We start from the raw sequence: 22,493 nt of genomic DNA on the forward strand, positions 1-22,493 counted from the left end.
CGGACGCGCTCCGTAGCGTCGAGCCTGCTCGAATGGCAGCTCAGAAGCTGTGGCAGGAACGGGAAAAGAAGATGGACTACTGCGAGAGCGCGCAGCGCGCGACCCGCTTTTGATTTTCTTTTTCTTTTCCGTGGCTGGCCGCACACGGAAATTGTCAGAGGTCGGGCGGGGTGGGTTCGCGGGGGTGTCCGCGGCATGGATGCCGCGGCCAAGCCCCCATGGATGGGTTCACGGCGTCCCCCGCGAACCCATCCCGCCCGGCCAGGCGCGGCTTTTGCTTCACGCGGCCAAACAGCCAGCCACGAGGGGCTGCGCCGTTGGCAGGAAACCTAGTACCGCTTGATCCCCGGCACGGTGCAGCCTTCCAGCTGCGCATGCGCCGACACCGCATTCTCCTTCTCGCCCCGCGCCAGGCGCGACTGCTCGATCGTCGCCCAGTGCCGGCGGCACAGCGGCCCCGTCTTCGAGCCCAGGTCGACCGCCTTGCGTGCAAACGTCTCCGCCTGCGCCCACTGCCCCTGCAGCAGCGCCAGCTCGGCACGCTCCTGCAGCACCGCCGGATCACCAGCGACGATCTCCAGCGCATGGTCCAGGCTGCTGGCGGCACCGGCCAGATCATTGGCCTGGCGTTGCGCCTGCGCGGTCACCCGCAGGTCTTCCACCTGCGAATCACGCAGCGGCTGCACCGAAAGCTCCTTGTCGTCCGGGCCAGCGGCTGCGTCCACCGCGGCCAGGCGCTGCGCCGGCGTCGTGGTATCGACCGGCTTGACCACCGGCGGCGCACTGGTCACGCAGGCGGCCAGGGCCAGGCTGAGGCCGGTCAAGGCCAGGGGCTGCAGCAGGGATCGCATGTTCATCGGCATCATCGGCTCGGAGGAGGAGTGGCAGCGGCAGGCGCCGCGGCAGGTTCGGCAGGGGTGTCCGGCTTGCGGTCCAGGCCGAACCAGCTGCGCCAACCACCACCCTCGCCTTCGGCCTCGCCCTGCCCGTCCGGCGACACCGCCGGTGCGCAGGGCGCATAGGCCGGCGCATAGCCGACCACGAACGGGAAGCGGCGCGCTCCCGGGCAGCCCTCATCGGTCGTGTTGAGGCCGGTGGCGGCCACCGACTGCCAATCCAGGCCCTTGTTGCTGACCCGCAGCGGCGCACTGGGAAGGCGCTGGAAGATGCCCGACCAGACCCGCATCGCGCCAGTGGCGCCGTACAGGCCGGCCTGCTCGTTCTGGTCGTTGCCGATCCAGATCACCGCCAGGTGATCGCCGGTGTAACCGGCATACCAGCTGTCGCGGCCATCGTTGGTGGTACCGGTCTTGCCGGCGGGCTGCAGGCGGCCCAGGCCATCGGCGTTCAAGCGCTGCGCGGTGCCGCTGGCAACCACCTGCTGCAGGCCGACACTGATCAGGTTGGCGGCAATCGAGTCGCCCTCCTGCGCCGGTGCCGGGGTCTTGTCGTAACGCTTGAGCAGCTTGCCCTGCGGATCGAGCACGCCACGCACCGCGTGCAGCGGCTGGATCTCGCCACCGGACGCCAGGAACTGGTACAGCTGCGCCATCGCATACGGGCTCTGGTCGGTCGAGCCGAGGATCACTGCAGGATTGGCCTCAGCCTTGATGCCCGCCAGCACATGGATCAGCTGGGTCACGCGCTCGGGACCAACCTGCATGCCCACGCGCACCGTGGCCTGGTTGTAGGAATGCGCCAATGCATCGATCAGGCGCACCGTACCGTGGCTGCGGTTGTCCGCGTTGCCGGGGTTCCAGTTGCGGCCGCGGCCGAGCTGCACGGTCACCGGTGAATCATCGACCCAGCTGGCCAGCGAGTAACGATCCGGCTGCGCCAGCGCCAGCAGGTAGACGAACGGCTTCAGCAGCGAGCCGACCGGGCGCTGTGCTTCGATCGCGCGGTTGAAGCCCACCTCGGACACTTCACGGCTGCCGATCACCGCCAGCACGTCACCGTTGTGCACGTCGGTCAGCACCATGCCGGCCTGCAGTTCGGGACGGCGCTTGCTTTCCAGCGACTTGATGGTGCGGGTCACCGCGCCTTCGGCATAGGCCTGCGCGGACGGCGACATGCCGGTCATCACGCTCAGGCCGGCGCCCTGCAGCGCCGATTCCGGATAGTCATGGCCGAGCTGGCGGCGAACCAGGTCCACATAGGCCGGGAAGCGGTTGGCCGCCACCAGGCCCGGCGTCTTGGGCACGCCCAGCGGCGATTTCAGCGCACGCTGGTACTCGGCATCGTCGATCAGCGTCGCCTCGTGCAGCTTGCCCAGCACGAAATTGCGGCGATCCAGCGCGCGTTCCGGATTGCGCCGCGGGTCGTAGAAGGACGGCCCCTTGACCAGGCCGATCAGCAGCGCGATCTGCTCGGTTTCCAGCGACTGCAGGTCACGGCCGAACCAGAACTCGGCGCCGGAAGACATGCCGTGGATGGCCTGGCTGCCACGCTGGCCCAGGTACACCTGGTTGAGATAGGCCTCGAAGATGGTGCGCTTGTCGTAGCGCGCTTCCATGATCAGCGCGTACAGCACTTCGTTGAATTTGCGGGTGACCGTCTGTTCCTTGCCGATCCCGAGCAGACCGCTGCGAGCCAGCTGCTGGGTCAGCGTGGAAGCACCCTGGCGGCTCTGGCCACCGGAGCGGATCGTCACCCACACCGCGCGCGCAATGCCGGACAGATCGATGCCGTGGTGGCGGTTGAAGTCCTTGTCCTCCACCGCCTGCAGGCCGGTCACCAGCAGGTCCGGCGCCTCGTCCATGCGGATCAGGCGACGTTCTTCCTGCTTCTGCCCGTACAGGGTGGCAATACGTGCCGGGTCCAGGCGCGCAGCCTTCAGCGCCTTGCGGTTGTCGGCGTCACGCAGCGAGGCGACCGCACCGTCGGCCAGCGACAGTTCCAGCCGGCGCGCTGCGACGCGGCCATCCACATCGTTGTAGCCACGGCTGGAAATGACGAAGCGCCCGCCGTTCACCGCATAGGTGGCCGGCTCCTTGCCCTGCCCGTCATCGCGGTAGGCGGATGCGGCGAGCTCGGTCTTCAGGGTCGCCGCGTCCATCGCCTTGCCCGGCGTGAGCACCAGCGGGCGTGCGTACACGCGGGTCGGAATCTGCCAGCGAAGTTCGCCGAAGCGCTGGGTCACCTGTTGGTTCAGGTACAGCGTATAAGGGATCAGGAAGCCCAATCCCAACGCGACCGCAGCCATGCTCCAGGTGATCAGGCGACGCCGCCACAGCGGGCTGTCGTCCTGCTGGTCGTCGTCGTCGAAATCGTCGATGTCGTCGGAATCGTAGCGTCGGGGCACGGGGATGCAGGCAGGTAGGGTCTGGCGAGTCTAACGCAGGCGCCGCGGTGGCTGGCAGGCGATGGCCCGCGGTTTCACTGCAGTTCAAGCAGCGCGCGGCGCCCGCCACCCGGCCCAGGCGCCCGCAAGCGCCGCCCAGCCCCCTTTCCAGCCGCCCCCAGCCAGGCAGACGTTGGCCAGGCGTGCGACCAACCGCGGCCCATCATGGGCGATCCAGCCTGCCGGCACGTCCGCGCGGCGATACAGCTGCAGTCGCGACCAGGCCATGCGCCAGGCGAGCGCGTGAAGTCCCTGGAAGCGCTCCGGCGCCACCACCACGCCGCGCTGCCCCAGCAGATCGGCCAGGGCAAGCAGGCGCCCGGCCGTGCGCTGGCGCGCCTGCGAATCGAACAGATCGAGATGGCGCAGGCGTTGCAGGAAACCGCGGCGACTGGCACCGATCTGGTTGTTGCCATGCTGCCGGTAGTCGATGGTCGGTTCGGCCAGCATGTCCAATCCTCCACGCAGCGATGCGTGGACTGCCAGCCATTCGTCGTGGCTCCAGCCCGGCGGTACCGGCAGCGATTCGGCCAGCAGCCCACGGCGCAGCGCACAGGTGGCACCGGTGATGAAGTTGCGCAGCAGGATCGCATCGATCGCAAGCCCCGAGCGTTCCAGCTCGACCTCGGCCGGATGGACCACCAGTACCTCCAGCAGCCGCTGGCCCAGCGGCGCGCCCTGCGCGTCCACCAGCCGTGCATCGCTGTGCAGCAGCAACAGGCCCTGATCGGCGTGGAAGCGCTCCACGTAGCTGCGGACACGCCCCGGATGCCAGACATCATCCTGGTCGCACAGGAACAGGATGTCGGACTGGCAACGCATCAGTGCGTCGGCGAAATTGCGCACATAGCCGAGATTGCGCGCATGCTGGACGATCTCGACACGGATGCCCAGCGCCTGTGCGCGCGGCACGAAGGCCTGCAGCAGCGGCAGCGTCTGGTCGCTGGAACCGTCATCGCCGATCATGACTTCGTTCACCGGAAGATCCTGGTCGAGGATGCTGTCCAGCTGCGCCTGCAGGTAGCGCGCACCGTTGTAGGTGCACAGCGCGACGCCAATGCGCTCGGCAGGGGCCGATCGGGATGGCGCGTCAGGCATCGAACGTACTCGCGGAAACAAGGGCCGGGGGATGGTAGCAGAGCCTCCCTGGCGGATGGATGCGGTGGCTGGCTAGCCGTTGCCGGGATACGCAGCGATCCGCTGCAGCGCCTGGGCCGCGCTCATCGGTCGCCACGTATCCGCGTCAGGCTGGAACGGCCGCGGATGTACGCCCAGCAGCGCCTGCAGCGGACCGTTGTCCGCAATCAGATCCTGCTGCAGGCGTGACACCGGACCACGCGCTCGCGGCAGCACCGCAGCCAGGCCTCGCAGTGCACCGCCGGGCAGCGGCAGTGCCAATGTTGGTTGTGCCAGGCTGGCGTGCACGCGGCGGAACATCGCGTGGTACGGCAGGCGCTCGCCGCCACCGATTTCCAGCACCCGCGCCGACGCTGCACCGGTGGCGATGCAGGCCACCACGGCACGGGCGATATCGTCGGCATGCACCGGTTGGCGCAGGCCTCCCACCAGCGGTATCGGGAACAGGCGCAGGCGCAGCGCGCGCTGCACGATCGGGGTGATGCTGCGGTCGATGCCGGCCCCATAGATCAGGGTTGGGCGCAGGATCGTCCACGCCATGCCAAGACGCTCGGCCTGCGCGATCAGGCCCGCTTCGCCCCGCTGCAGCATCGCCACAACGTCCTGCTCGTCGGCCTGCTCGGAATCCTGCTTGCTCAGCACGCTCATCGAACTGGTGGCGATGACCTGCCGCGCCGGGGCCGCCGTCTGCCGCGACAACCACTGCGCCAATGCTTCAAGGGGGCCGAAGCTGGCAATGGCCTGCCAGTCCGGAGACGGCACGCTGTCCAGCGCAGCCGCCAGGTCCCCGCACAGCCACTGCACGCCGTCCTGTGCCGGTTGCGGTCGCCGGCTCACTGCCTGTACCCGCCCATGCACCTGCAGCAGGCGCGGCAGCAGGAACCGGCCGATCTGGCTGGTGGCTCCGGAAACAAGGACGGTCATCTGCACTCCGTGGGGATGTTGCGGGGGTGGCTACTATAGCGGCCCCTCCGGCAGCGGCGGGCTCAGGGCGACGACACCCCGATGTCACGCAGGCGCTGCCGCAACTGCTGGTACTCGCTGCTGGAAGTGCCAACGCCAAGCTCGCCCGCCTGCTGGAGCGCACGTTCGGCAAAGGCGACATCACCGTTGCCCAATCGTTCGCTGCCAATCGCAAGCCAACGCTGCGCAAGGCGCTGGCGGGCCGCAGGCAGGCCGCCAGCGGTGGGAGCCAGCGTCTGCCAGGCCTGCAGGCAGGCACCTGCAGCCTGCACCCGGTTCTGCCGCAGGTTGTCGTCGAAGCAACTGCGGCTGGCAGGCAGCAGGCGCGCGGCAGCGGCCTTCACCCGTGCATCGCGCGGTGCCAGCGCCTGTGCTTCGCGCAGGGCATCGAACGCGCTGTGCCCCGGCGGGCTGATCCATTGCCCTGCGCGCTCGGCGCGTTCGATCCGGCGCAGGTGATCGCGCAGCTCGCGTTCACGCTGCGCGTTGCTCACCGCGGGCTGCTGCAGTGCCTCCCGGGCCTGCCGTGCACGCTGCAGGCGCTGCGCCAGTTGCTGTTGTGCCGCCTGCGAAGCGCCCAGTGCTTCCGCCAGCACGGCATCACGCTGCGCGGCTTCGAACTGGAAATCGTCGGCCTGGACCTGGCTTCGCGCCAGCACCGCCTGCAGCACCTGCTCACGGCCGCGCTGGGCAGTAGGATCATCCGGCGCCACCGCCAGCACGGCCAGGAACCCCTTTGCGGCACTTTCCAGCTGCTGTCGCTTCAGTGCGCGCTGTGCCTGCAGCAAGTGCTCGTCGACCGCCCGTGCCAGTGCCTCCTGGCTGGCGGGCAGATCGGCGTGGCCTGCGTCGAACAGGCGCGCGCGCTGCAACGTCGCAGCAGCTTCAGCCAGTTCCCCGCGTCCGGCCAGCGTGCGCGCGTGCTGCAGCAGATCGCTCAGTGCGTCCTCGCGCCCCTCCAGTGCAGGCAGGTTGTCCGGCTGCAGTGCCAGGATGCGCTGGAACAGCGGCAACGCACTGCTGTCGCCATCGTCCAGCCGGCCGGCTGCGAACGCGTTGCGGGCCTGGGCCAGCAACGCGCCGATACCGGCGCCGGCACTACGCCGCGCCTGCAGTTGCCGGGCCACGGCGTCGGCGTCGCCCTGCGGCACCTGCAGCTCGCGGGCCAGCGCCAGTGACTGCGCGCTGCCCTCAAGATCGTCGCTCTGCAGCTTGTCGCGGGCCTGCTGCAGGGCCGCCGCTGCGGTTCGTGCAAGGCCCTGGCGGGCCTGCGGCCGATCACCATCCAGTGCCAGCACCGCCTGGTAGCGCTCGCGCGCACCACTGCCGTCAGCCGCACTCAGCCGGCCGGCGGCGAGCGCACGATCACCTTCGACCAGCAGCTGTTCGATCTGCGGCTCGTCCCAGAACCAGTCGGCCAGCGGCTTGCGCAGCAGCACCAGCAGCACGAACACCGCCAGCGCCGCGACCAGCGCCCAGCGCCAGACCCGCCGCGCATGGCGTGCCTGCAGCCACCACCAGCGACCCTCGCGGCGGACGCGATCCAGCGCAGGATGTTCAGCGCCATGCGGGCGATGCGGGGGCTCGCGTTCCATGCGTGCAGGGTAGCCGGGGCAGCGTGAAGCTCAGCCGAGGCGACGCGCCTCGCTCACGCCCGGCAGCGCGTCCAGCTTGCCCAGCAGGTTCGACAACTGGCCGTAGTCGCTGACCTTCAGCCGCAGGCGCAGATGGGCACGGCCACTGTTGCGCACGTTGTCACTGTGGATGTCCAGCACGTAGGCGTCTTCCTGGGCGATCAGGTTGGTGATGTCCTTCAGCAGCCAGCGGCGGTCGACCGCATCGACCACCACGTCCACCTCGTAGCCGCCCCCGGCCTGGCCCCATTCCACCGGCAGGATGCGCTGCGGGCTGGTGGCCGCCAGCCGGGCCAGCGCGGCACAGTCTGCCCGGTGCACGGTGACACCGCGGCTACGGGTGAGGTAGCCGACGATCGGTTCGCCGGCCACCGGCTGGCAGCAGCGCGCCAGCTGCACCAGCAGGTTGCCCACGCCCTGCACCGTGAACTTGGACTTGCCCAGGTTCTCGCGGCGGGCGGTCGGGCGCGGAAGCGCCGGCGCAGGGGCCGGCTGGCTGGCCGCGCGCTCTGCTTCCAGCAGGGTTCGGCTGACCTGGTTCGGGCCGGTATCGCCCAGCGCCACCTGGATGTAGAGGTCATCAACGCTGTCGGCGTGGAACTTCTTCGCCGCCACCGCCAGATCCGAATGCTGCAGCCCCAGGCGCTTCAGCTCGCGCTCGAGCAGTTCGCGCCCGGCCTGCACGTTGCGCGCGCGGTCCAGCTTGTGGAACCAGCTGCGCACCTTTTCGCGCGAGCGGTTGCTGGCCAGGAAGCCCAGCGCCGGCATCAGCCAGTCGCGACGTGGATCGGCCTCCTTGCCGGTGAGGATCTCGACGCGATCGCCGCTGCGCAGGCGGTAGGTCAGCGGCACGATGCGGCCATTGACCTTGGCGCCACGGCAGCGGTGGCCCACCATCGTGTGCACCTGGTAGGCGAAATCGAGCGGCGTGGCCCCCTGTGGCAGGTCCAGCACCTCGTCCTTTGGGCTGAGCGCATAGACCCGGTCCTCGGTCAGCTCGGCGTCGAGTGCCCCGGCCAGCTCATTGCCCTGCCCGTCCTGTGCCTGCTCCAGCAGCTGGCGCATCCAGGTGATCTTGCGATCGAACGACTTTTCCGCGCCCTTGCCGCCTTCCTTGTACTTCCAGTGCGCGGCCACGCCCAGCTCGGCCTGCGAATGCATCTCGTGGGTGCGGATCTGCACTTCGATCGTGCGCCCTTCCGGGCCGACCACGGCGGTGTGCAGCGAACGGTAGTCGTTGGCCTTCGGGCGTGCGATGTAATCGTCGAACTCGCTCGGCACCGGCGCCCACAGCGCATGCACCACGCCCAGCGCGGCATAGCAGGCGGCGACGTCGTCGACCATCACCCGCACCGCGCGGATGTCGTACAGCTGGTCGAACGCCAGCCGCTTCTTCTGCATCTTCCGCCAGATGCTGTAGATGTGCTTCGGGCGGCCACTCACTTCGGCATGGATGCCCTGTGCGGCCAGCTCGCGCGACAGCTGCTTCTTCACGTTCTGCACGTAACGCTCGCGCGCCACGCGGGTTTCGTCCACCTCACGCGCGATGCGGCGGTAGGTTTCCGGCTCCAGGTGGCGGAACGCCAGATCCTCCAGCTCCCACTTCAGCTGCCAGATGCCCAACCGGTTGGCCAGCGGCGCGTGGATGTCGCGGGTCAGCTGGGCCAGCGCACGGCGCTGTTCGTCGTCCAGCTTGTCGGCCGCGCGCATCCGCGCCAGCTGCCGGGCCAGCAAGATCGGCACCACGCGCAGGTCGCGGATGATCGCCAGCAGCAGGCGGCGCAGGCCCTCGCTGTTGCGCCCGGCCTCCCGGCCAGCATGCAGCGCCCAGACCGGATCAGCGGCGTCCTGGCCGTCGAGCAGGCCGATCACCGCCGCCTTGTGGTTGCCCAGCGGCAGCTGGTCCAGGCTGGCACGCAGGCCAGGCAGGTCGAACAACAGCGCGGCGACCACCGCGCCTTCGTCGGCCGAGAGCATCGACAGCGCGTCGAGGGTATCGCCCAGCACCGACCAGCTGGCGCGCATCTGGTGGTCGCAGTCCGGTGCTTCCCAGTGCTCGCGCAGGGCCTGGCGCAGCGGAGCGGGCAGCACCGCTGCGGAGGGACGGTTCAACAAGGCATCCAGGCCGGGGACAGAAGCGCGGTTCACAGCATCGAGCAGGCAAGACAGAGGTTCCTACACTAGCGCCGGCGCCGTTCAGGGACAATCACCGCGGCCACCATCACCCGGCATGAAGACATGCCGCTACACTCGCGGGCAAACCCAGGAGAGTTCCGCCATGCCCTCGATCACCCCGCGCTTCCGCCCACGGCTGCTGGCCTGCGCCGCACTGCTGCTGTCCCTGTCGGCGCCTGCGCTGGCCCAGCGTGTGGTGGACGGTGACCTGCAGCAGCAGATGTCGCCGACCGAGTTCAAGGCGGCAGGCCTGGACAAGCTGAGCGCGCAGGAACTGGCCACGCTCAACCGCTGGCTGCAGGGCAAGGTCGAAGCGGCCACCACCCAGGCCGTGGCCGCGGTGCGCGAAGAAGCCCGCGAACAGGGCCGCCAGGAAGTGATCGTGAAGAACCGCGGGTTCTTCGATTTCGGCAGCAGCGAGCCGATCACCGGCGTACTGCAGGGCGAGTTCCGCGGCTTCGGCAAGGGCCGTGTCTACGTGCTGGACAACGGCCAGGAATGGGAGCAGACCGACAGCACCAGCGTGGTCGGTGTGCGCAAGCAATCGCCCAAGGTCAGCATCAAGCCTGGCGTGATGGGCGTGTGGTACATGAAGGTGGAAGGCGTGAACAGCCAGCCCAAGGTGCGCCGCTCCAAGTAACGCCGCCGCTTTCCTGCAGAGCCGAGCCCATGCTCGGCTGCTTCCTGCGATGGATGATGACAGCGCATGGAAAAGCAGCCGAGCATGGGCTCGGCTCCACAGGAAGAGAGTTACGCCTGGCGCAATGCGGTCACCCGCTGCGCCAGCTTCTTCGCCGAGATGCCAGTGCGCGCGCCCAACTCCTGCGCAAACAGCGACACCCGCAGCTCTTCCAGATCCCAGCGCAGCGCCTGCCATTGCGGGCGATCGCGCAGGCCCTGCTGCTCGCCCACCTCCAGCGCTTCCAGGAATGGGTGCAGCTCCAGCATGCGCGCCTGGTCACGCGGCGGATCACGCTTGGCACGCTCGGTGCGCAGGATCATCGCCTTCAGGTAACGCGGATACTGCGCCAGCGCGTCGGCCGGCGTATCGCGCAGGAAGCCGGGGTGGATCAGCCCGGCCAGCTGCGCTTCCATGTCATCCAGGTTGCCGCGCGCCCAACCCATCAACGGCGCCTCCAGCATCGGCTTCAGTTCCGCCACCAGCGCCAGGATGGACTCGGCCAGCTTCAGCCGCGACATCGCCTCGCCGAACAGGGCCTTGGCCGCATGCTCGCGGCGTTGCTCGAAGGCGGCCGCATCGCGGATGTCTTCCAGGCCTTCGGCCAGCACCGCGTTCATCGCCGCATCCACCAGGTCTCCGCGCAGGCGTTCCTGTGATTCGATCGCGGCATACAGCAGGCCGGTCTTGGCACCCACGGGCAGCTGCTTGCGCGCCTGCTTGACCTTCTCGGCCAGGGCGATCTCCAGCAGCCGGCGCACGCCCAGCGGGTGGGCCTCCTGTGCCTGCTGCCGATCGGCGAAGATGCGCAGCGCCACGCTGTCACCCTCGTCCAGCAGCGCCGGATAGGCCGGAACGCCGGCTTCACCGGGCACCTGCAGCGGGATCGGCGTGGCCGGGAACGTGCGCAGGCCGTCAGCCGCCATCTCGCGCCCGGCACGCGCCGCGAAGGCATCACCGGCACGGCCGCCAAACTTCGCGCGCAGCGCGTCCAGATCACGCGAGGTGGCCAGCACCTTGCCCTGTTCGTCGCGCAGGCGCAGGTTCATGTGCAGGTGCGGTTCGATCGAACCCGGCTCGAAATCGAGCGCGGTCACCGTGGCGCCGGTCGCGCGTGACAGGAAACGCGCCAGCTCGCCGGTGATGGCATCGGCGCCGGGCTGCGGGAACGCCTCGAAGAACGCGCGTCCGAAATCCGGGGCCGGCACATAGTTGCGGCGCATTGCCTTGGGCAGGCTGCGGATCAACGCCGAGGCCTTGTCGGCCACGAAGCCCGGCGCCAGCCAGCCCAGCTGCACCGGGTCCAGTGCATTGAGCAGGTGCAGCGGCACGTCCAGGGTCACGCCGTCATCGTCGGCACCCGGCTCGAAGCGGTAGTGCAGCGGCAACCGCGCCTGGCCCAGCGCCAGGTACTTCGGGTAGCGCTCCTGCTCGCTGCCCTCGCCGGGCAGCAGGTCCGCCAGCGACCAGTGCAGGGTCTTGCGCTGTTCCGGCGCCAGTCCCTTCCACCAGGTATCCAGGCCCGCGGCCGAATGGATCTGCGGCGGCACCCGGTCCAGGTACCAGCGTGCCTGCCAGTGCTCGTCGGCAACAATGCCGGCGCGACGCAGCTTGGCTTCTTCCTCGCGCGCGACCTCCAGCACCTTCTGGTTGTCGGCCACGAAGCTGGCGCGGGTGTTGATCTCGCCGGTCACCAGCGCCTGGCGCACGAAGATGTCGTGCGCTTCAACGGGCTCAATGCGGCCGTAGTGCACCGGTTTCTTCGGCGCCAGCACCAGGCCGAACAGGCTGATCTGCTCGGACGCCAGCACCTGGCCCTGCGCGCGCGACCAGTGCGGGTCGAAATGTTTGCGCAGCAGCAGGTGCGGCAGCTCGGCGATCACCCAGTCCGGTTCGATCGCGGCCAGGGTCATGCCCCACACCTTCTGCGTATCCAGCAGATTGGCCACCAGCAACCACGGCGGCGGACGCTTGGACAGCGCCGATCCCGGGAATGGCAGGAAGCGACGCTGGCGTGGTGCCTGGAAATCGCCCTTCTCGGTGCGGTGCCCGATCTGCGTCGGCAGGCCCGCCACCAACGCCCGGTGCAGGGTCTGGTAGGCGGCAGCGCGTACACGTTCGCTGAAGCCGCCGCCGGCAGGCGCCTGTTCCTTCTGTGCGCGCACCGGTACCGGCGCGGGTGCAGCCTCCGCTTTGCCTTCGCGGGCCAGGCGTGCAGCGCGGTGCAACTGGCCGCGGGTGGCCTTTACTGCGGCTGCGTCATCACGCGCCGGGGCCGGCGCACTGCTGCCGGCCAGCAATGGTGCCATCGACGCATCGACAGCCTCTTCCTTCCAGCCCAGTTCCTCGCACAACAGGCGCAGCTGGCGATGCAGCTCGCGCCATTCGCGCATGCGCAGGAAGCCGAGGAAGTGGCGACCACACCAGTCGCGCAACTTGGACTGGGTCAGGTCTTCGTGGGCCTGCCGGTAGGCATCCCACAGGCGCAGCACGCCGACGAACTCCGAGCGGCCATCGGCGAACTGCGCGTGCGCGCTGTCGGCCGCGCCCCGCGCCTCCGGCGGGCGTTCGCGCGGGTCCTGGATCCCGAGGAACGAGGCGATCACCAGCATCGGCCGCAGGCAACCGGCGGCCTGCGCGGCCACCAGCATGCGCGCCAGCTTCACGTCCACCGGCAGGCGGGCCATCTGCTTGCCGATGGCGGTCATGCGCCGCTCGGCATCGATCGCGCCCAGCTCGGTCAGCTGCTGCCAGCCATCGGCCACGGCACGTTCGTCCGGCGCCTCCAGGAACGGGAAGTCCTCGATGCGGCCCAGGCCCAGCTGCAGCATGCGCAGGATCACCCCGGCCAGGCTGGAACGGCGGATTTCCGGATCGGTGAACTCCGGCCGCGCCTGGAAATCGGCCTCGGCGTACAGGCGGTAACAGATGCCCTCGGCGATACGGCCGCAGCGACCCTTGCGCTGGTTGGCGCTGGCCTGCGAGATCGGCTCGATGTGCAGACGGTCCAGCTTGTTGCGCGGGCTGTAGCGCTTGACGCGGGCGAAGCCCGGATCGACCACGTAGCGGATGCGCGGCACCGTCAGCGAGGTTTCGGCCACGTTGGTGGCCAGCACGATGCGCCGGTTCGGACCCGGGTTGAACACCCGGTCCTGGTCCTGGTTGGACAGGCGCGCGTATAGCGGCAGTACTTCGGTATTGCGGTACTTGCGCCGTTCCAGCGACTGGTGCGCATCGCGGATCTCGCGTTCGCCCGGCAGGAAGATCAGCACGTCACCACGTGAATCCAGGCGGGTGATCTCGTCGATGGCCGACACGATGGCATCGTTGACCGTGCGCTCGCCCTGGTCTTCGCCTTCGCCTTCCAGCGCGCGGTAGCGCACTTCCACCGGATAGGTACGGCCTTCGACGCTGATCACCGGCGCATTGTCGAAATGCTGGGCGAAGCGCTCGGTGTCGATGGTGGCCGAGGTCACGATCAGCTTCAGGTCCGGGCGCTTGCGCAGCAGCTGCTTCAGGTAGCCCAGCAGGAAGTCGATGTTGAGGCTGCGTTCGTGCGCCTCGTCGACGATGATCGTGTCGTAGTTCGACAGCCAGCGGTCGCTGGCGATCTCCGCCAGCAGGATGCCGTCGGTCATGAACTTGATGCGGCTGTCCTCGCTGACCTTGTCATTGAAGCGCACCTGGTAGCCGACCAGCTGGCCCAGTTCGCTCTGCAGTTCCTGCGCCACGCGGCTGGCCACCGCGCGTGCGGCAATCCGTCGCGGCTGGGTGCAGCCGATCATGCCGGCCTGGCCGCGACCGGCGGCCAGGCACAGTTTCGGCAGCTGGGTGGTCTTGCCCGAGCCGGTTTCACCGGCGATCACCACCACCTGATGACCGCGGATCAGCTCGATGATCGCGTCGGCTTCACGCGCAATCGGCAGCTGCGGGTCCAGAGTAATGGACGGCTGCTGTTGCGCCCGCACCTGCCGGCGCTGCACCGACGCCTGCAAGGCCTGCTCGAAGGTGGCGGCCAGCGCCGCATCCTGTGGCTTGGCCTGGCACCGCGAGAGCATCCCCAGCAAACGGCCCCGGTCGCGGCTCATGGCGCCGTCGATGGCGGCGCGCTGTTGGCGCAGGCGGGGCGATGGATTTTTATCGATAGAGTTCATCAATCGGTTCGTTCAAAACTTTGAAAGCGACCAGTCATCACGACCGGTTTATTGTGAAGGCCAACGATTCCAGAAGGAGGAACCCCATGGCGAAGACCAAGAGCACGACCAAGGCCAAGACCGGCAAGCAGAAGCTTGCAGCGGCGGCACCGTCGGCACCGAACATCGATATCGGGATCACCCAGGGCGACCGCAAGAAGATCGCCGACGGTCTGTCGCGCTTCCAGGCTGATGCGTTCACGCTCTACCTGAAGACGCACAACTTCCACTGGAACGTGACCGGGTCGATGTTCAACTCGCTGCACACCATGTTCGAGACGCAGTACACCGAGCAGTGGGCGGCACTGGACGACGTGGCCGAGCGCATCCGCGCGCTGGGCTTCAATGCCCCGGGCTCCTACCGGGAATTCGCTGCGCTGACCTCGATCGCCGAGGAACCGGGCCTGACCGACAGTGCGGACTGGCGTGAAATGGTACGCCAGTTGGTGGTCGCCAACGAAGCGGTCTGCCGTACGGCACGTGAAGTGCTGGATGTGGCGGCCAAGGGTGACGACGCCCCGACCGAGGATCTGATGACCCAGCGCCTGCAGACGCACGAGAAGTACGCCTGGATGCTGCGTTCCCTGCTCCAGTAAGAGTTTGGGGGCCTCGGCAGGGCTGCGCCCTGCACCCGCAGAAGCAACTGCAACGGCAACAGCCGGAGCAAAAGCTGGTTTCCTGTGGGTTGGCGGGGTGGGTCCGGTGGCAGGGGACGCCGTAAACCCGTCCTTGGGGGCTTGGCCGCGGCATCCATGCCGCGGACACCCCTGCCACCGGCCCCCCGCCTTCGACAGATTTCCGCGATCTGCCAGGGCATTACTTGGGGTCAGATCCGTTTTCCGCAGGAAAACGGATCTGACCCCATTTCGTTTGTCGATATCTGACAGATTTCATCCACGCATGGCGTGGATCTACGAGCCGCCGGCCAACTGTCGAAGGCGGGGCGGTGTCGGAGTCCGGGGTGTCAGCCGCATGGATGCGGCTGCCAAGCCCCCAAGGGTGAGGGCGCTTTGCTTGCGAAGCACTGCTTCGCAAGCGCCCGAACGCATAGCCGCCAGCGGCTGGGCCGGACCGCGGAGCGGGGTTCACGGCGTCCCCGCACTCCGACACCGCCCCGCCAACCCACGGATAGCCCGCTTTTGACGTTGACGTTGCCGTTGATTCGGCGGGTGCAGGGCGCAGCCCTGCCGACTCCCCCGCCGGGGTAAACTAGCCGGATGGCTTCCCGTCCCGCGCACGACCTGCTCCAACGCGTCTTTGGTTACGACGATTTCCGTGGTCCCCAGCAGGACATCGTGGAGCATGTGGCTGCCGGTCACGATGCCCTGGTGCTGATGCCCACCGGCGGCGGCAAGTCGCTGTGCTACCAGGTGCCAGCCCTGCTGCGTGACGGTTGTGGCATCGTCATCTCGCCATTGATCGCCCTGATGCAGGACCAGGTCGAAGCCCTGCGCCAGCTCGGCGTGCGTGCCGAGTACCTGAACTCCACCCTGGATGCCGAGACCGCCGGCCGCGTCGAGCGCGAGCTGCTGGCCGGCGAGCTGGACATGCTCTATGTCGCCCCCGAGCGACTGCTGACCGGCCGCTTCCTGTCACTGCTGTCGCGCAGCCACATCGCGCTGTTCGCCATCGACGAAGCGCATTGCGTATCGCAGTGGGGCCACGACTTCCGCCCTGAATACCGGCAGCTGACCGTGCTGCACGAGCGCTGGCCGCAGATCCCGCGGATCGCGCTGACTGCCACCGCCGACCCGCCAACCCAGCGCGAGATCGCCGAGCGCCTCGATCTGCAGGAAGCCCGCCACTTCGTTAGCTCCTTCGACCGCCCCAACATCCGCTACACCGTGGTGCAGAAGGACAACGCCCGTAAGCAGCTGACCGACTTCCTGCGCGGCCACCGTGGCGAGGCCGGCATCGTCTACTGCATGTCGCGGCGCAAGGTCGAGGAAACGGCCGAGTTCCTGTGCGGCCAGGGTTTCAATGCCCTGCCCTACCACGCCGGCCTGCCGCCGGAAGTGCGCGCGAACAACCAGCGCCGCTTCCTGCGCGAGGACGGCATCGTGATGTGCGCCACCATCGCCTTCGGCATGGGCATCGACAAGCCGGACGTGCGCTTTGTCGCACATACCGACCTGCCCAAGTCGATGGAAGGCTACTACCAGGAAACCGGCCGCGCTGGCCGTGATGGCGAAGCCGCTGAAGCATGGCTGTGCTACGGCCTGGGCGACGTGGTCCTGCTCAAGCAGATGATCGAGCAGTCCGAGGCCGGCGAAGAACGCAAGCAGCTGGAGCGGGGCAAGCTCGACCACCTGCTGGGCTACTGCGAATCCATGCAGTGCCGCCGCCAGGTGTTGCTGGCCGGTTTCGGCGAGACCTATCCCCAGCCCTGCGGCAACTGCGACAACTGCCTGACGCCGCCAGCCTCGTGGGATGCGACCATTCCAGCGCAGAAGGCGCTGAGCTGTGTCTACCGCAGCGGCCAGCGCTTCGGCGTCGGCCACCTGATCGACGTCCTGCGTGGCAGCGAGAACGAGAAGGTGAAGCAGCAGGGCCACGACAAGCTCAGTACCTATGCGATCGGCCGCGACCTGGATGCACGCACCTGGCGCAGCGTGTTCCGGCAACTGGTCGCCGCCAGCCTGCTGGAAGTGGACAGCGAGGGCCACGGTGGCCTGCGCCTGACCGATGCCAGCCGCGACGTGCTGACCGGCCGCCGCCAGATCAGCATGCGCCGCGATCCGGCCAGCAGCACAGGTGGCCGCGAGCGCAGTGCGCAGCGCACCGGGTTGTCGGTGCTGCCGCAGGATCTGGCCCTGTTCAACGCCCTGCGCGGCCTGCGTGCCGAACTGGCGCGCGAACAGAACGTGCCGGCCTTCGTGATCTTCCACGACAGCACCCTGCGCAACATCGCCGAGCAACGCCCGACCAGCCTGGACGAACTGGCACGGGTCGGCGGCATCGGCGGCACCAAGCTGAGCCGCTACGGCCCGCGCCTGGTCGAAATCGTGCGCGAAGAGGGGTAGCGCCGGGCCGTGCCCGGCGACCCGCTGATTGGCCGCGCTTCGCGCTCGTCGGGCATGGCCCGGCGCTACCCTTGTCTTGCTCCAACCTTGAACCGGCCATTCAGCCGGAAGTGCATCCACGGCCGCTTGCGGCTAGATTAGCGCCATGTCCCTCGCCTCGACCCTTCTCCGTGTCGTGCTCATGCTCAGCCTGTTGCTCAACGGGCTGAACGCGGCCATGGCCAGCGGTCATGAGGAAATGGGGCGGATGGCCCATGCCATGGCCGCCACGGTTGGAGGCGGCGATGCCGACTGCCACCACCACGCCGCCATGCAGGCCGACGAGACCCCGCAGGCCAAGGCCCCCGCCCACGACGCCCACTGCCAGATCAAGGACTGCGTGCGCAGCTGCGCCCAGCACCCGTTGCTGGTGGTGCAGCCGCTGCCGTACCTAGCCGCTCCCGGCCTGTCGCTGGCACCGCAGCCGATGCCGGCCAATGGCCGCCCGGCGCCGCCGCTGCCGCCGATCTCACGCCCTCCCATCGGCTGATTCCCCACGAACCGTGCGCCCTGCGCACCGGAGCCGGCGGCCTGCCGGCGTCTTTCCGTGTCTGGAGTCTCCACCATGAATACCCGCAATCCCCCCGGTCCGGGCGCTGTGCCCATGCCGTCGCGACGCCTGTTCGTACAGGGTCTTGCCGCCGGTGGCGTGGTCGCCGGCATCGCTGCCGTCGGCGTGCCGCAGCGCGCGCTTGCCGCGGCCACTGCCACCCCACGCCTGGCCGGTGCCCCGGCCGTGCTCAGCGATACCCGCATCGAACTGGCCATCGGCGAATCGCTGGCCAATTTCACCGGCCGTACCCGCCCGGCGATCACCGTCAACGGCTCGCTGCCCGCGCCGATCCTGCGCTGGCGCGAAGGCCAGACGGTGGATCTGTTCGTACGCAATACGCTGAAACGCCACCCGACCTCGATCCACTGGCACGGCATCCTGCTGCCAGCCAACATGGACGGCGTGCCCGGGCTGAGCTTCAACGGCATCGGCCCCGGCGAGACCTACCACTACCACTTCGACCTCAAGCAGTCGGGCACCTACTGGTACCACAGCCACTCGATGTTCCAGGAGCAGGCCGGCCTCTACGGTGCACTGATCATCGACCCGGCCGAACCGGCGCCGTACCACCACGACCGCGAGCACGTGATCATGCTGTCGGACTGGACCGACATGGACCCGGGCGCGTTGTTCCGTCGCATGAAGAAGCTCGCCGAGCATGACAACTACTACAAGCGCACCCTGCCCGACTTCCTGCGTGACGTGAAGCGCGAGGGCTGGTCGGCCGCGCTGTCGGACCGTGGCATGTGGGGCCGGATGCGGATGACGCCGACCGACATCTCCGACATCAACGCGCACACCTACACCTACCTGATGAACGGCACCGCCCCGGCCGGCAACTGGACCGGGTTGTTCCGCAGCGGCGAGAAGGTGCTGCTGCGCTTCATCAACGGCGCCTCGATGACCTACTTCGATGTGCGCATCCCCGGCCTGAAGATGACCGTGGTGGCCGCCGACGGCCAGTACATCCATCCGGTCAGCATCGACGAGTTCCGCATCGCCCCAGCCGAGACCTACGACGTGCTGGTGGAACCGAGTGGGCAGGATGCCTTCACCATCTTCTGCCAGGACATGGGCCGCACCGGCTACGCCGCCGGCACGCTGGCGGTGCGCCATGGCCTGCAGGCACCGATCCCTGCGCGCGACCCGCGCCCGTTGCTGACCATGAGCGACATGGGGCATGACATGGGGGGTGACCACGCGGGGCACGACATGTCCGCGATGATGGGCATGGGCCAGGGTGGCATGGACCACAGTGCACATGGCGGCGGCAGTACCGCCAGCAAGGCACCGAAGCATCCGGCCAGCGAACGCAACAACCCGCTGGTGGACATGCAGAGTTCGGCCTCCGAACCGAAGCTGGACGACCCCGGCATCGGCCTGCGCGACAACGGCCGCCAGGTGCTGACCTACGGCGCGATGCGCAGCCTGTTCGAAGATCCGGATGGCCGCGAGCCCAGTCGTGAAGTCGAGCTGCACCTGACCGGCCACATGGAGAAATTCTCCTGGTCGTTCGACGGCATCCCGTTCGCCAGCGCCGAGCCGCTGCGGCTGAACTACGGCGAGCGCATGCGCATCGTGCTGGTCAACGACACCATGATGCAGCACCCGATCCACCTGCACGGCGTGTGGAGCGATCTGGAAAACGCGCAAGGTGAGTTCCAGGTCCGCAAGCACACCATCGACATGCCGCCTGGCACCCGCCGCAGCTATCGCGTGCGCGCCGATGCACTCGGCCGCTGGGCCTACCACTGCCATCTGCTGTACCACATGGAAGCGGGCATGATGCGCGAAGTGAGGATCGAAGAATGAGCCGCTCACTCCTTTCCCCCAGCCTGCTGGCCCTGGGCCTGGCCGCCGCATTGCCGGTGTTCGCGCAGTCGCACGCGGGCCATGACATGGGCGCGATGAACGCACCTGCGAAGGCCACGAAGTCCGCGAACACCCCTGCCGAACCGGTCGATCATTCAACGATGGATCATTCGAAGATGGACATGGACGCGGCAGACCACGCCGGCATGGACCACTCAACGATGGACCACTCGAAGATGGACCATGGCGCGATGCAGCCGGCGACGATGGACCATTCCAAGATGGATCACTCCAGCATGGATCACGCGGCGATGGGTCACGGCACGCCCGCACCGACCGAACCGCGCGAACCGATCCCGGTGCCGACCGACGCCGACCGCGCTGCCGCCTTCCCGCCGATCGCGCATGGCGCGATGGAACACGCGCCGGAGATCAACAGCCTGCTGCTGATCGACCGGCTCGAGCACTGGGACGGCAAGAGCAGCAACGGCCAGGCCTGGGAGGCCACCGGCTGGATCGGCGGCAACATCAACCGCCTCTGGCTGCGCACAGACGGTGAACGCAGCCGTGGCCGCACCGAGTCGTCATCGTTGGAGGCCCTGTACGGCCGTAGCGTGTCGCCGTGGTGGGACGTGCTGGTCGGCGTACGCCAGGACTTCCGGCCAGCCGACTCGCGCACGTGGGCGGCCATTGGCATCCAGGGACTGGCGCCGTACAAGTTCGAAAGTTCGGCCACGCTGTACATGGGTTCCGGTGGCCAGGTACTGGCCACGGCCGAAGTCGAGTACGACGTGCTGCTGACCAACCGCTTGATCCTGCAGCCGCTGCTGGAAGCCACGGTGGCGGCCAAGGATGAACCCGAGTACGGCATTGGCCGCGGCCTGAACAAGGTCGAAGCCGGACTGCGCCTGCGCTACGAGTTCAGCCGCCGCTTCGCGCCGTACATCGGTATCAGCCACGAACGCAGTTTCGGCGACACCGCCGACTATGCCGGTGACCACGCACGCGATACGCGTTGGGTGGCCGGCGTCCGCATGTGGTTCTGATCAGCGGATTGTGAGCAACCGCCAGCCCCGGCAGCCGCCGGGGCCGGCTACACTGCGCCTCGTTCCGTTACTGGCCCCGCCAATGTCGCTGCAGATCCGCCGCGCCACCCTCGCCGACGTCGACGCAGTGTCGGCCATTGCCATCACCACCTACAACGAAACCTGGGGCGACTCGTACCCGGCGCAGGAGCTGCAGGATTTCCTGCAGGCGCACTACAGCAGCGAACCGCAGCGCGCCGAGTTGTCCGATCCGCGCAGTGCGATCTGGCTGCTGATGGACGTCGACGCCGTGGTCGGCTACCTGGCCGCCGGTGCCAACACCCTGCCGCATGCCGAGGCCCGCGAAGGCGACATCGAACTGAAGCGCTTCTACATCCTGGCCGACTACCAGAACGGCGGCCACGGCGCGCGCCTGATGGATGCGTTCATGGAGTGGCTGGACCAGCCGCAGCGCCGCACCCTGTGGGTGGGCGTGTGGGAAGAGAACTTCGGCGCACAGCGCTTCTACGCGCGCTACGGCTGCAGCAAGGTTGGCGAGTACGAGTTCATCGTCGGCGACACCCACGACCGCGAGTTCATCCTGCGCCGGCCGTGAGCATGCGGCCCTTGTAGAGTCGAGCATGGCTCGACTCTACAAAAGCGAAGCGCCTAGAAATCGAACAGTTCCGACAGGAAGCTGTCCTTCTTCTTTTTCTTGTAGCCGTGGCTGTACTGCTGGCCACGGTTGTCCTCGTAGCGCTGGCCAAGGTGGCGGGTATCGCGGTGCATCACCGGCGGCGGCGCAGCGGCCGGCTGCGACTGCACCGGGGCGGGCGGCGGTACTGCAGCACCGGCGCCTGCACGCTCGATGATCTTGTCCAGCTCGCCACGATCCAGCCACACGCCGCGGCAGCTTGGGCAATAGTCGATCTCGATGCCATGGCGCTCGGCCATCTGCAGGGTCTGGGTCTTGCACACGGGGCACAGCATCGGCATGGCTCCTCTCGGTCTGGCTTCGACTGTACCTGCACCGCGATGACTGTGCGGCAACGCATGACCGATGGCACAGGGACTTCCGGCGCGCGCCTCGGCCGCCGCTGCGCCCGCACACTGCGCCCAGACCCGCAAGGAGTGCGTGCATGACCGTCCTGTCCCGCCTGCCCAACGCCGCGCGCCTGCTGCTGGTACTGCTCGGCGTCGGCGTTGGCCTGAATCTGCGCGATATCGCGGCCGCCGCAGGCACGCCGATTCCCGCCTTGCCCATTGCCTACGGCGGCAGCCTGCTCGACAACGCACTGGCCGTGCTGCTGGCCCTGCTGCTGGCCGCGCTGCTGCGCCCGCGTGGGGTAGGCCTGATGGCCAGCCTCGGGCTGCGCGGCAACGGCTGGAGCGGCCCGATATGGGTGCTGCTGGCCAGCCTGCCGTGCTGGCTAGGCCTGGCGCTGCTGGGCACGCCCAACACCGCACTGACCGCCCTGGATGCGACGATGCTCGCTGCGCTGTTCCCACTGGCCGAAGAAGTGCTGTTCCGCGGCCTCGGCTTCGTGCTACTGGTGAAGATTGTGCGTGGTCCGTGGGCCCTGCTTGCGCTGCCGCAGGCGCTGCTGTTCGGTTGGGTGCACTGGCTGGGCTTCGGCGGCTTCGACGGCGGCGGCACTGCCCTGTTCGTCGGCGCGGTGATCGCACTGGGCGGGTTCATCTTCGCCTGGCTGGATCATCTGGACGGCGACACCCTGTGGTGTGGCCTGGTGCTGCACGTATCGATGAACCTGGCCTGGAATGTGTTCAGCCTGGATGACGCCGTCGCGCTCGGCTGGCAGGCCACCAGCCTGCGCATCGGCACCGCGCTTCTGGCAGTGGCGGTGCTGGCCTGGCAGGTACGCCGGCGACGCTCGCGCCCGCTGTAACGCCCACTTA

16 protein-coding genes are annotated in these 22,493 nt (G+C 68.2%); 8 read left to right on the plus strand and 8 right to left on the minus strand.

Translation table 11 applies throughout. The features are described 5' to 3' along the window. Positions 1–329 precede the first annotated feature (329 nt). The 6 genes from QP552_RS15985 to QP552_RS16010 all read right to left on the minus strand — a co-directional run bounded on the left by QP552_RS15985 (position 330) and on the right by QP552_RS16010 (position 9,225). Positions 330–866: a hypothetical protein gene (locus QP552_RS15985; protein ID WP_049430084.1), complete on the minus strand. Its 537-nt coding sequence runs from the start codon at positions 864–866 to the stop codon at positions 330–332. After that, a complete protein-coding gene (gene mrcB, locus QP552_RS15990) occupies positions 863–3,304 on the minus strand; it encodes a penicillin-binding protein 1B (protein ID WP_111112066.1) in 2,442 nt (813 codons plus the stop codon). The genes QP552_RS15985 and mrcB overlap by 4 nt, the downstream gene beginning before the upstream one ends. A gap of 84 nt (positions 3,305–3,388) precedes the next feature. Beyond that, positions 3,389–4,441, minus strand: coding sequence for a glycosyltransferase family 2 protein (locus QP552_RS15995; RefSeq protein ID WP_286074042.1), 1,053 nt, complete (start codon positions 4,439–4,441; stop codon positions 3,389–3,391). Between the two features lie 72 nt (positions 4,442–4,513). Then, positions 4,514–5,404 carry an NAD-dependent epimerase/dehydratase family protein gene (locus QP552_RS16000; protein WP_111112263.1) on the minus strand — a complete coding sequence of 297 codons (891 nt, stop codon included), beginning with the start codon at positions 5,402–5,404 and terminating at the stop codon, positions 4,514–4,516. A gap of 62 nt (positions 5,405–5,466) precedes the next feature. Beyond that, positions 5,467–7,038 (minus strand): hypothetical protein, encoded by a 1,572-nt coding sequence (locus QP552_RS16005; protein WP_111112262.1) that lies wholly within the window; start codon positions 7,036–7,038, stop codon positions 5,467–5,469. 30 nt (positions 7,039–7,068) lie between these two features. Further along, a complete protein-coding gene (locus QP552_RS16010; protein ID WP_111112261.1) occupies positions 7,069–9,225 on the minus strand; it encodes a bifunctional (p)ppGpp synthetase/guanosine-3',5'-bis(diphosphate) 3'-pyrophosphohydrolase in 2,157 nt (718 codons plus the stop codon). 130 nt (positions 9,226–9,355) lie between these two features. On the opposite strand from QP552_RS16010, the gene QP552_RS16015 reads away from it, so the two are divergent. Next, entirely contained in the window at positions 9,356–9,892 is a 537-nt protein-coding gene (locus tag QP552_RS16015; protein WP_111112260.1) for a hypothetical protein, read from the plus strand. 110 nt (positions 9,893–10,002) lie between these two features. On the opposite strand, the gene hrpA is transcribed toward QP552_RS16015, so the two are convergent. Then, on the minus strand, positions 10,003–14,085 hold the full coding sequence (hrpA, locus tag QP552_RS16020; RefSeq protein WP_111112259.1) for an ATP-dependent RNA helicase HrpA: 4,083 nt from the start codon (positions 14,083–14,085) through the stop codon (positions 10,003–10,005). Positions 14,086–14,171: 86 nt separating this feature from the next. Between hrpA and QP552_RS16025 the strand changes: the two genes are divergently transcribed. From QP552_RS16025 to QP552_RS16050, 6 genes are all read left to right on the plus strand, one after another. Beyond that, positions 14,172–14,720: a Dps family protein gene (locus tag QP552_RS16025; RefSeq protein WP_006439098.1), complete on the plus strand. Its 549-nt coding sequence runs from the start codon at positions 14,172–14,174 to the stop codon at positions 14,718–14,720. Positions 14,721–15,341: 621 nt separating this feature from the next. Then, a complete protein-coding gene (gene recQ, locus QP552_RS16030) occupies positions 15,342–17,147 on the plus strand; it encodes a DNA helicase RecQ (RefSeq protein ID WP_111112258.1) in 1,806 nt (601 codons plus the stop codon). A gap of 145 nt (positions 17,148–17,292) precedes the next feature. Next, positions 17,293–17,676, plus strand: a complete 384-nt coding sequence (locus QP552_RS16035; protein WP_111112257.1) for a CopL family metal-binding regulatory protein — start codon at positions 17,293–17,295, stop codon at positions 17,674–17,676. A 75-nt stretch (positions 17,677–17,751) separates the two neighbouring features. Continuing rightward, a complete protein-coding gene (locus tag QP552_RS16040; RefSeq protein WP_111112256.1) occupies positions 17,752–19,551 on the plus strand; it encodes a copper resistance system multicopper oxidase in 1,800 nt (599 codons plus the stop codon). Continuing rightward, positions 19,548–20,597, plus strand: coding sequence for a copper resistance protein B (locus tag QP552_RS16045; protein ID WP_286074043.1), 1,050 nt, complete (start codon positions 19,548–19,550; stop codon positions 20,595–20,597). The genes QP552_RS16040 and QP552_RS16045 overlap by 4 nt, the downstream gene beginning before the upstream one ends. Positions 20,598–20,679: 82 nt before the next feature. Beyond that, positions 20,680–21,192, plus strand: coding sequence for a GNAT family N-acetyltransferase (locus QP552_RS16050; protein ID WP_286074044.1), 513 nt, complete (start codon positions 20,680–20,682; stop codon positions 21,190–21,192). A gap of 53 nt (positions 21,193–21,245) precedes the next feature. Here the strand turns inward: QP552_RS16050 and QP552_RS16055 are convergent, their stop codons facing one another. After that, a complete protein-coding gene (locus tag QP552_RS16055; protein WP_106551061.1) occupies positions 21,246–21,566 on the minus strand; it encodes a zf-TFIIB domain-containing protein in 321 nt (106 codons plus the stop codon). Between the two features lie 149 nt (positions 21,567–21,715). On the opposite strand from QP552_RS16055, the gene QP552_RS16060 reads away from it, so the two are divergent. Further along, positions 21,716–22,483, plus strand: coding sequence for a CPBP family glutamic-type intramembrane protease (locus QP552_RS16060; RefSeq protein WP_286074045.1), 768 nt, complete (start codon positions 21,716–21,718; stop codon positions 22,481–22,483). The last annotated feature ends 10 nt before the right edge of the window (positions 22,484–22,493 follow it).

The sequence above is a fragment of the Stenotrophomonas sp. 59 genome (assembly GCF_030291095.1).
GTDB classification, from domain to species: Bacteria; Pseudomonadota; Gammaproteobacteria; order Xanthomonadales; family Xanthomonadaceae; genus Stenotrophomonas; species Stenotrophomonas maltophilia_Q.

Bases quoted from the DNA above. Each gene is read 5' to 3' on its own strand.
- QP552_RS15985 (WP_049430084.1), bottom strand. From the start codon at position 866: ATGATGCCGATGAACATGCGATCCCTGCTGCAGCCCCTGGCCTTGACC.
- QP552_RS15995 (WP_286074042.1), bottom strand. From the start codon at position 4,441: ATGCCTGACGCGCCATCCCGATCGGCCCCTGCCGAGCGCATTGGCGTC.
- QP552_RS16000 (WP_111112263.1), bottom strand. From the start codon at position 5,404: ATGACCGTCCTTGTTTCCGGAGCCACCAGCCAGATCGGCCGGTTCCTG.
- QP552_RS16005 (WP_111112262.1), bottom strand. From the start codon at position 7,038: ATGGAACGCGAGCCCCCGCATCGCCCGCATGGCGCTGAACATCCTGCG.
- QP552_RS16015 (WP_111112260.1), top strand. From the start codon at position 9,356: ATGCCCTCGATCACCCCGCGCTTCCGCCCACGGCTGCTGGCCTGCGCC.
- hrpA (WP_111112259.1), bottom strand. From the start codon at position 14,085: ATGAACTCTATCGATAAAAATCCATCGCCCCGCCTGCGCCAACAGCGC.
- QP552_RS16025 (WP_006439098.1), top strand. From the start codon at position 14,172: ATGGCGAAGACCAAGAGCACGACCAAGGCCAAGACCGGCAAGCAGAAG.
- recQ (WP_111112258.1), top strand. From the start codon at position 15,342: ATGGCTTCCCGTCCCGCGCACGACCTGCTCCAACGCGTCTTTGGTTAC.
- QP552_RS16035 (WP_111112257.1), top strand. From the start codon at position 17,293: ATGTCCCTCGCCTCGACCCTTCTCCGTGTCGTGCTCATGCTCAGCCTG.
- QP552_RS16040 (WP_111112256.1), top strand. From the start codon at position 17,752: ATGAATACCCGCAATCCCCCCGGTCCGGGCGCTGTGCCCATGCCGTCG.
- QP552_RS16045 (WP_286074043.1), top strand. From the start codon at position 19,548: ATGAGCCGCTCACTCCTTTCCCCCAGCCTGCTGGCCCTGGGCCTGGCC.
- QP552_RS16050 (WP_286074044.1), top strand. From the start codon at position 20,680: ATGTCGCTGCAGATCCGCCGCGCCACCCTCGCCGACGTCGACGCAGTG.
- QP552_RS16055 (WP_106551061.1), bottom strand. From the start codon at position 21,566: ATGCTGTGCCCCGTGTGCAAGACCCAGACCCTGCAGATGGCCGAGCGC.
- QP552_RS16060 (WP_286074045.1), top strand. From the start codon at position 21,716: ATGACCGTCCTGTCCCGCCTGCCCAACGCCGCGCGCCTGCTGCTGGTA.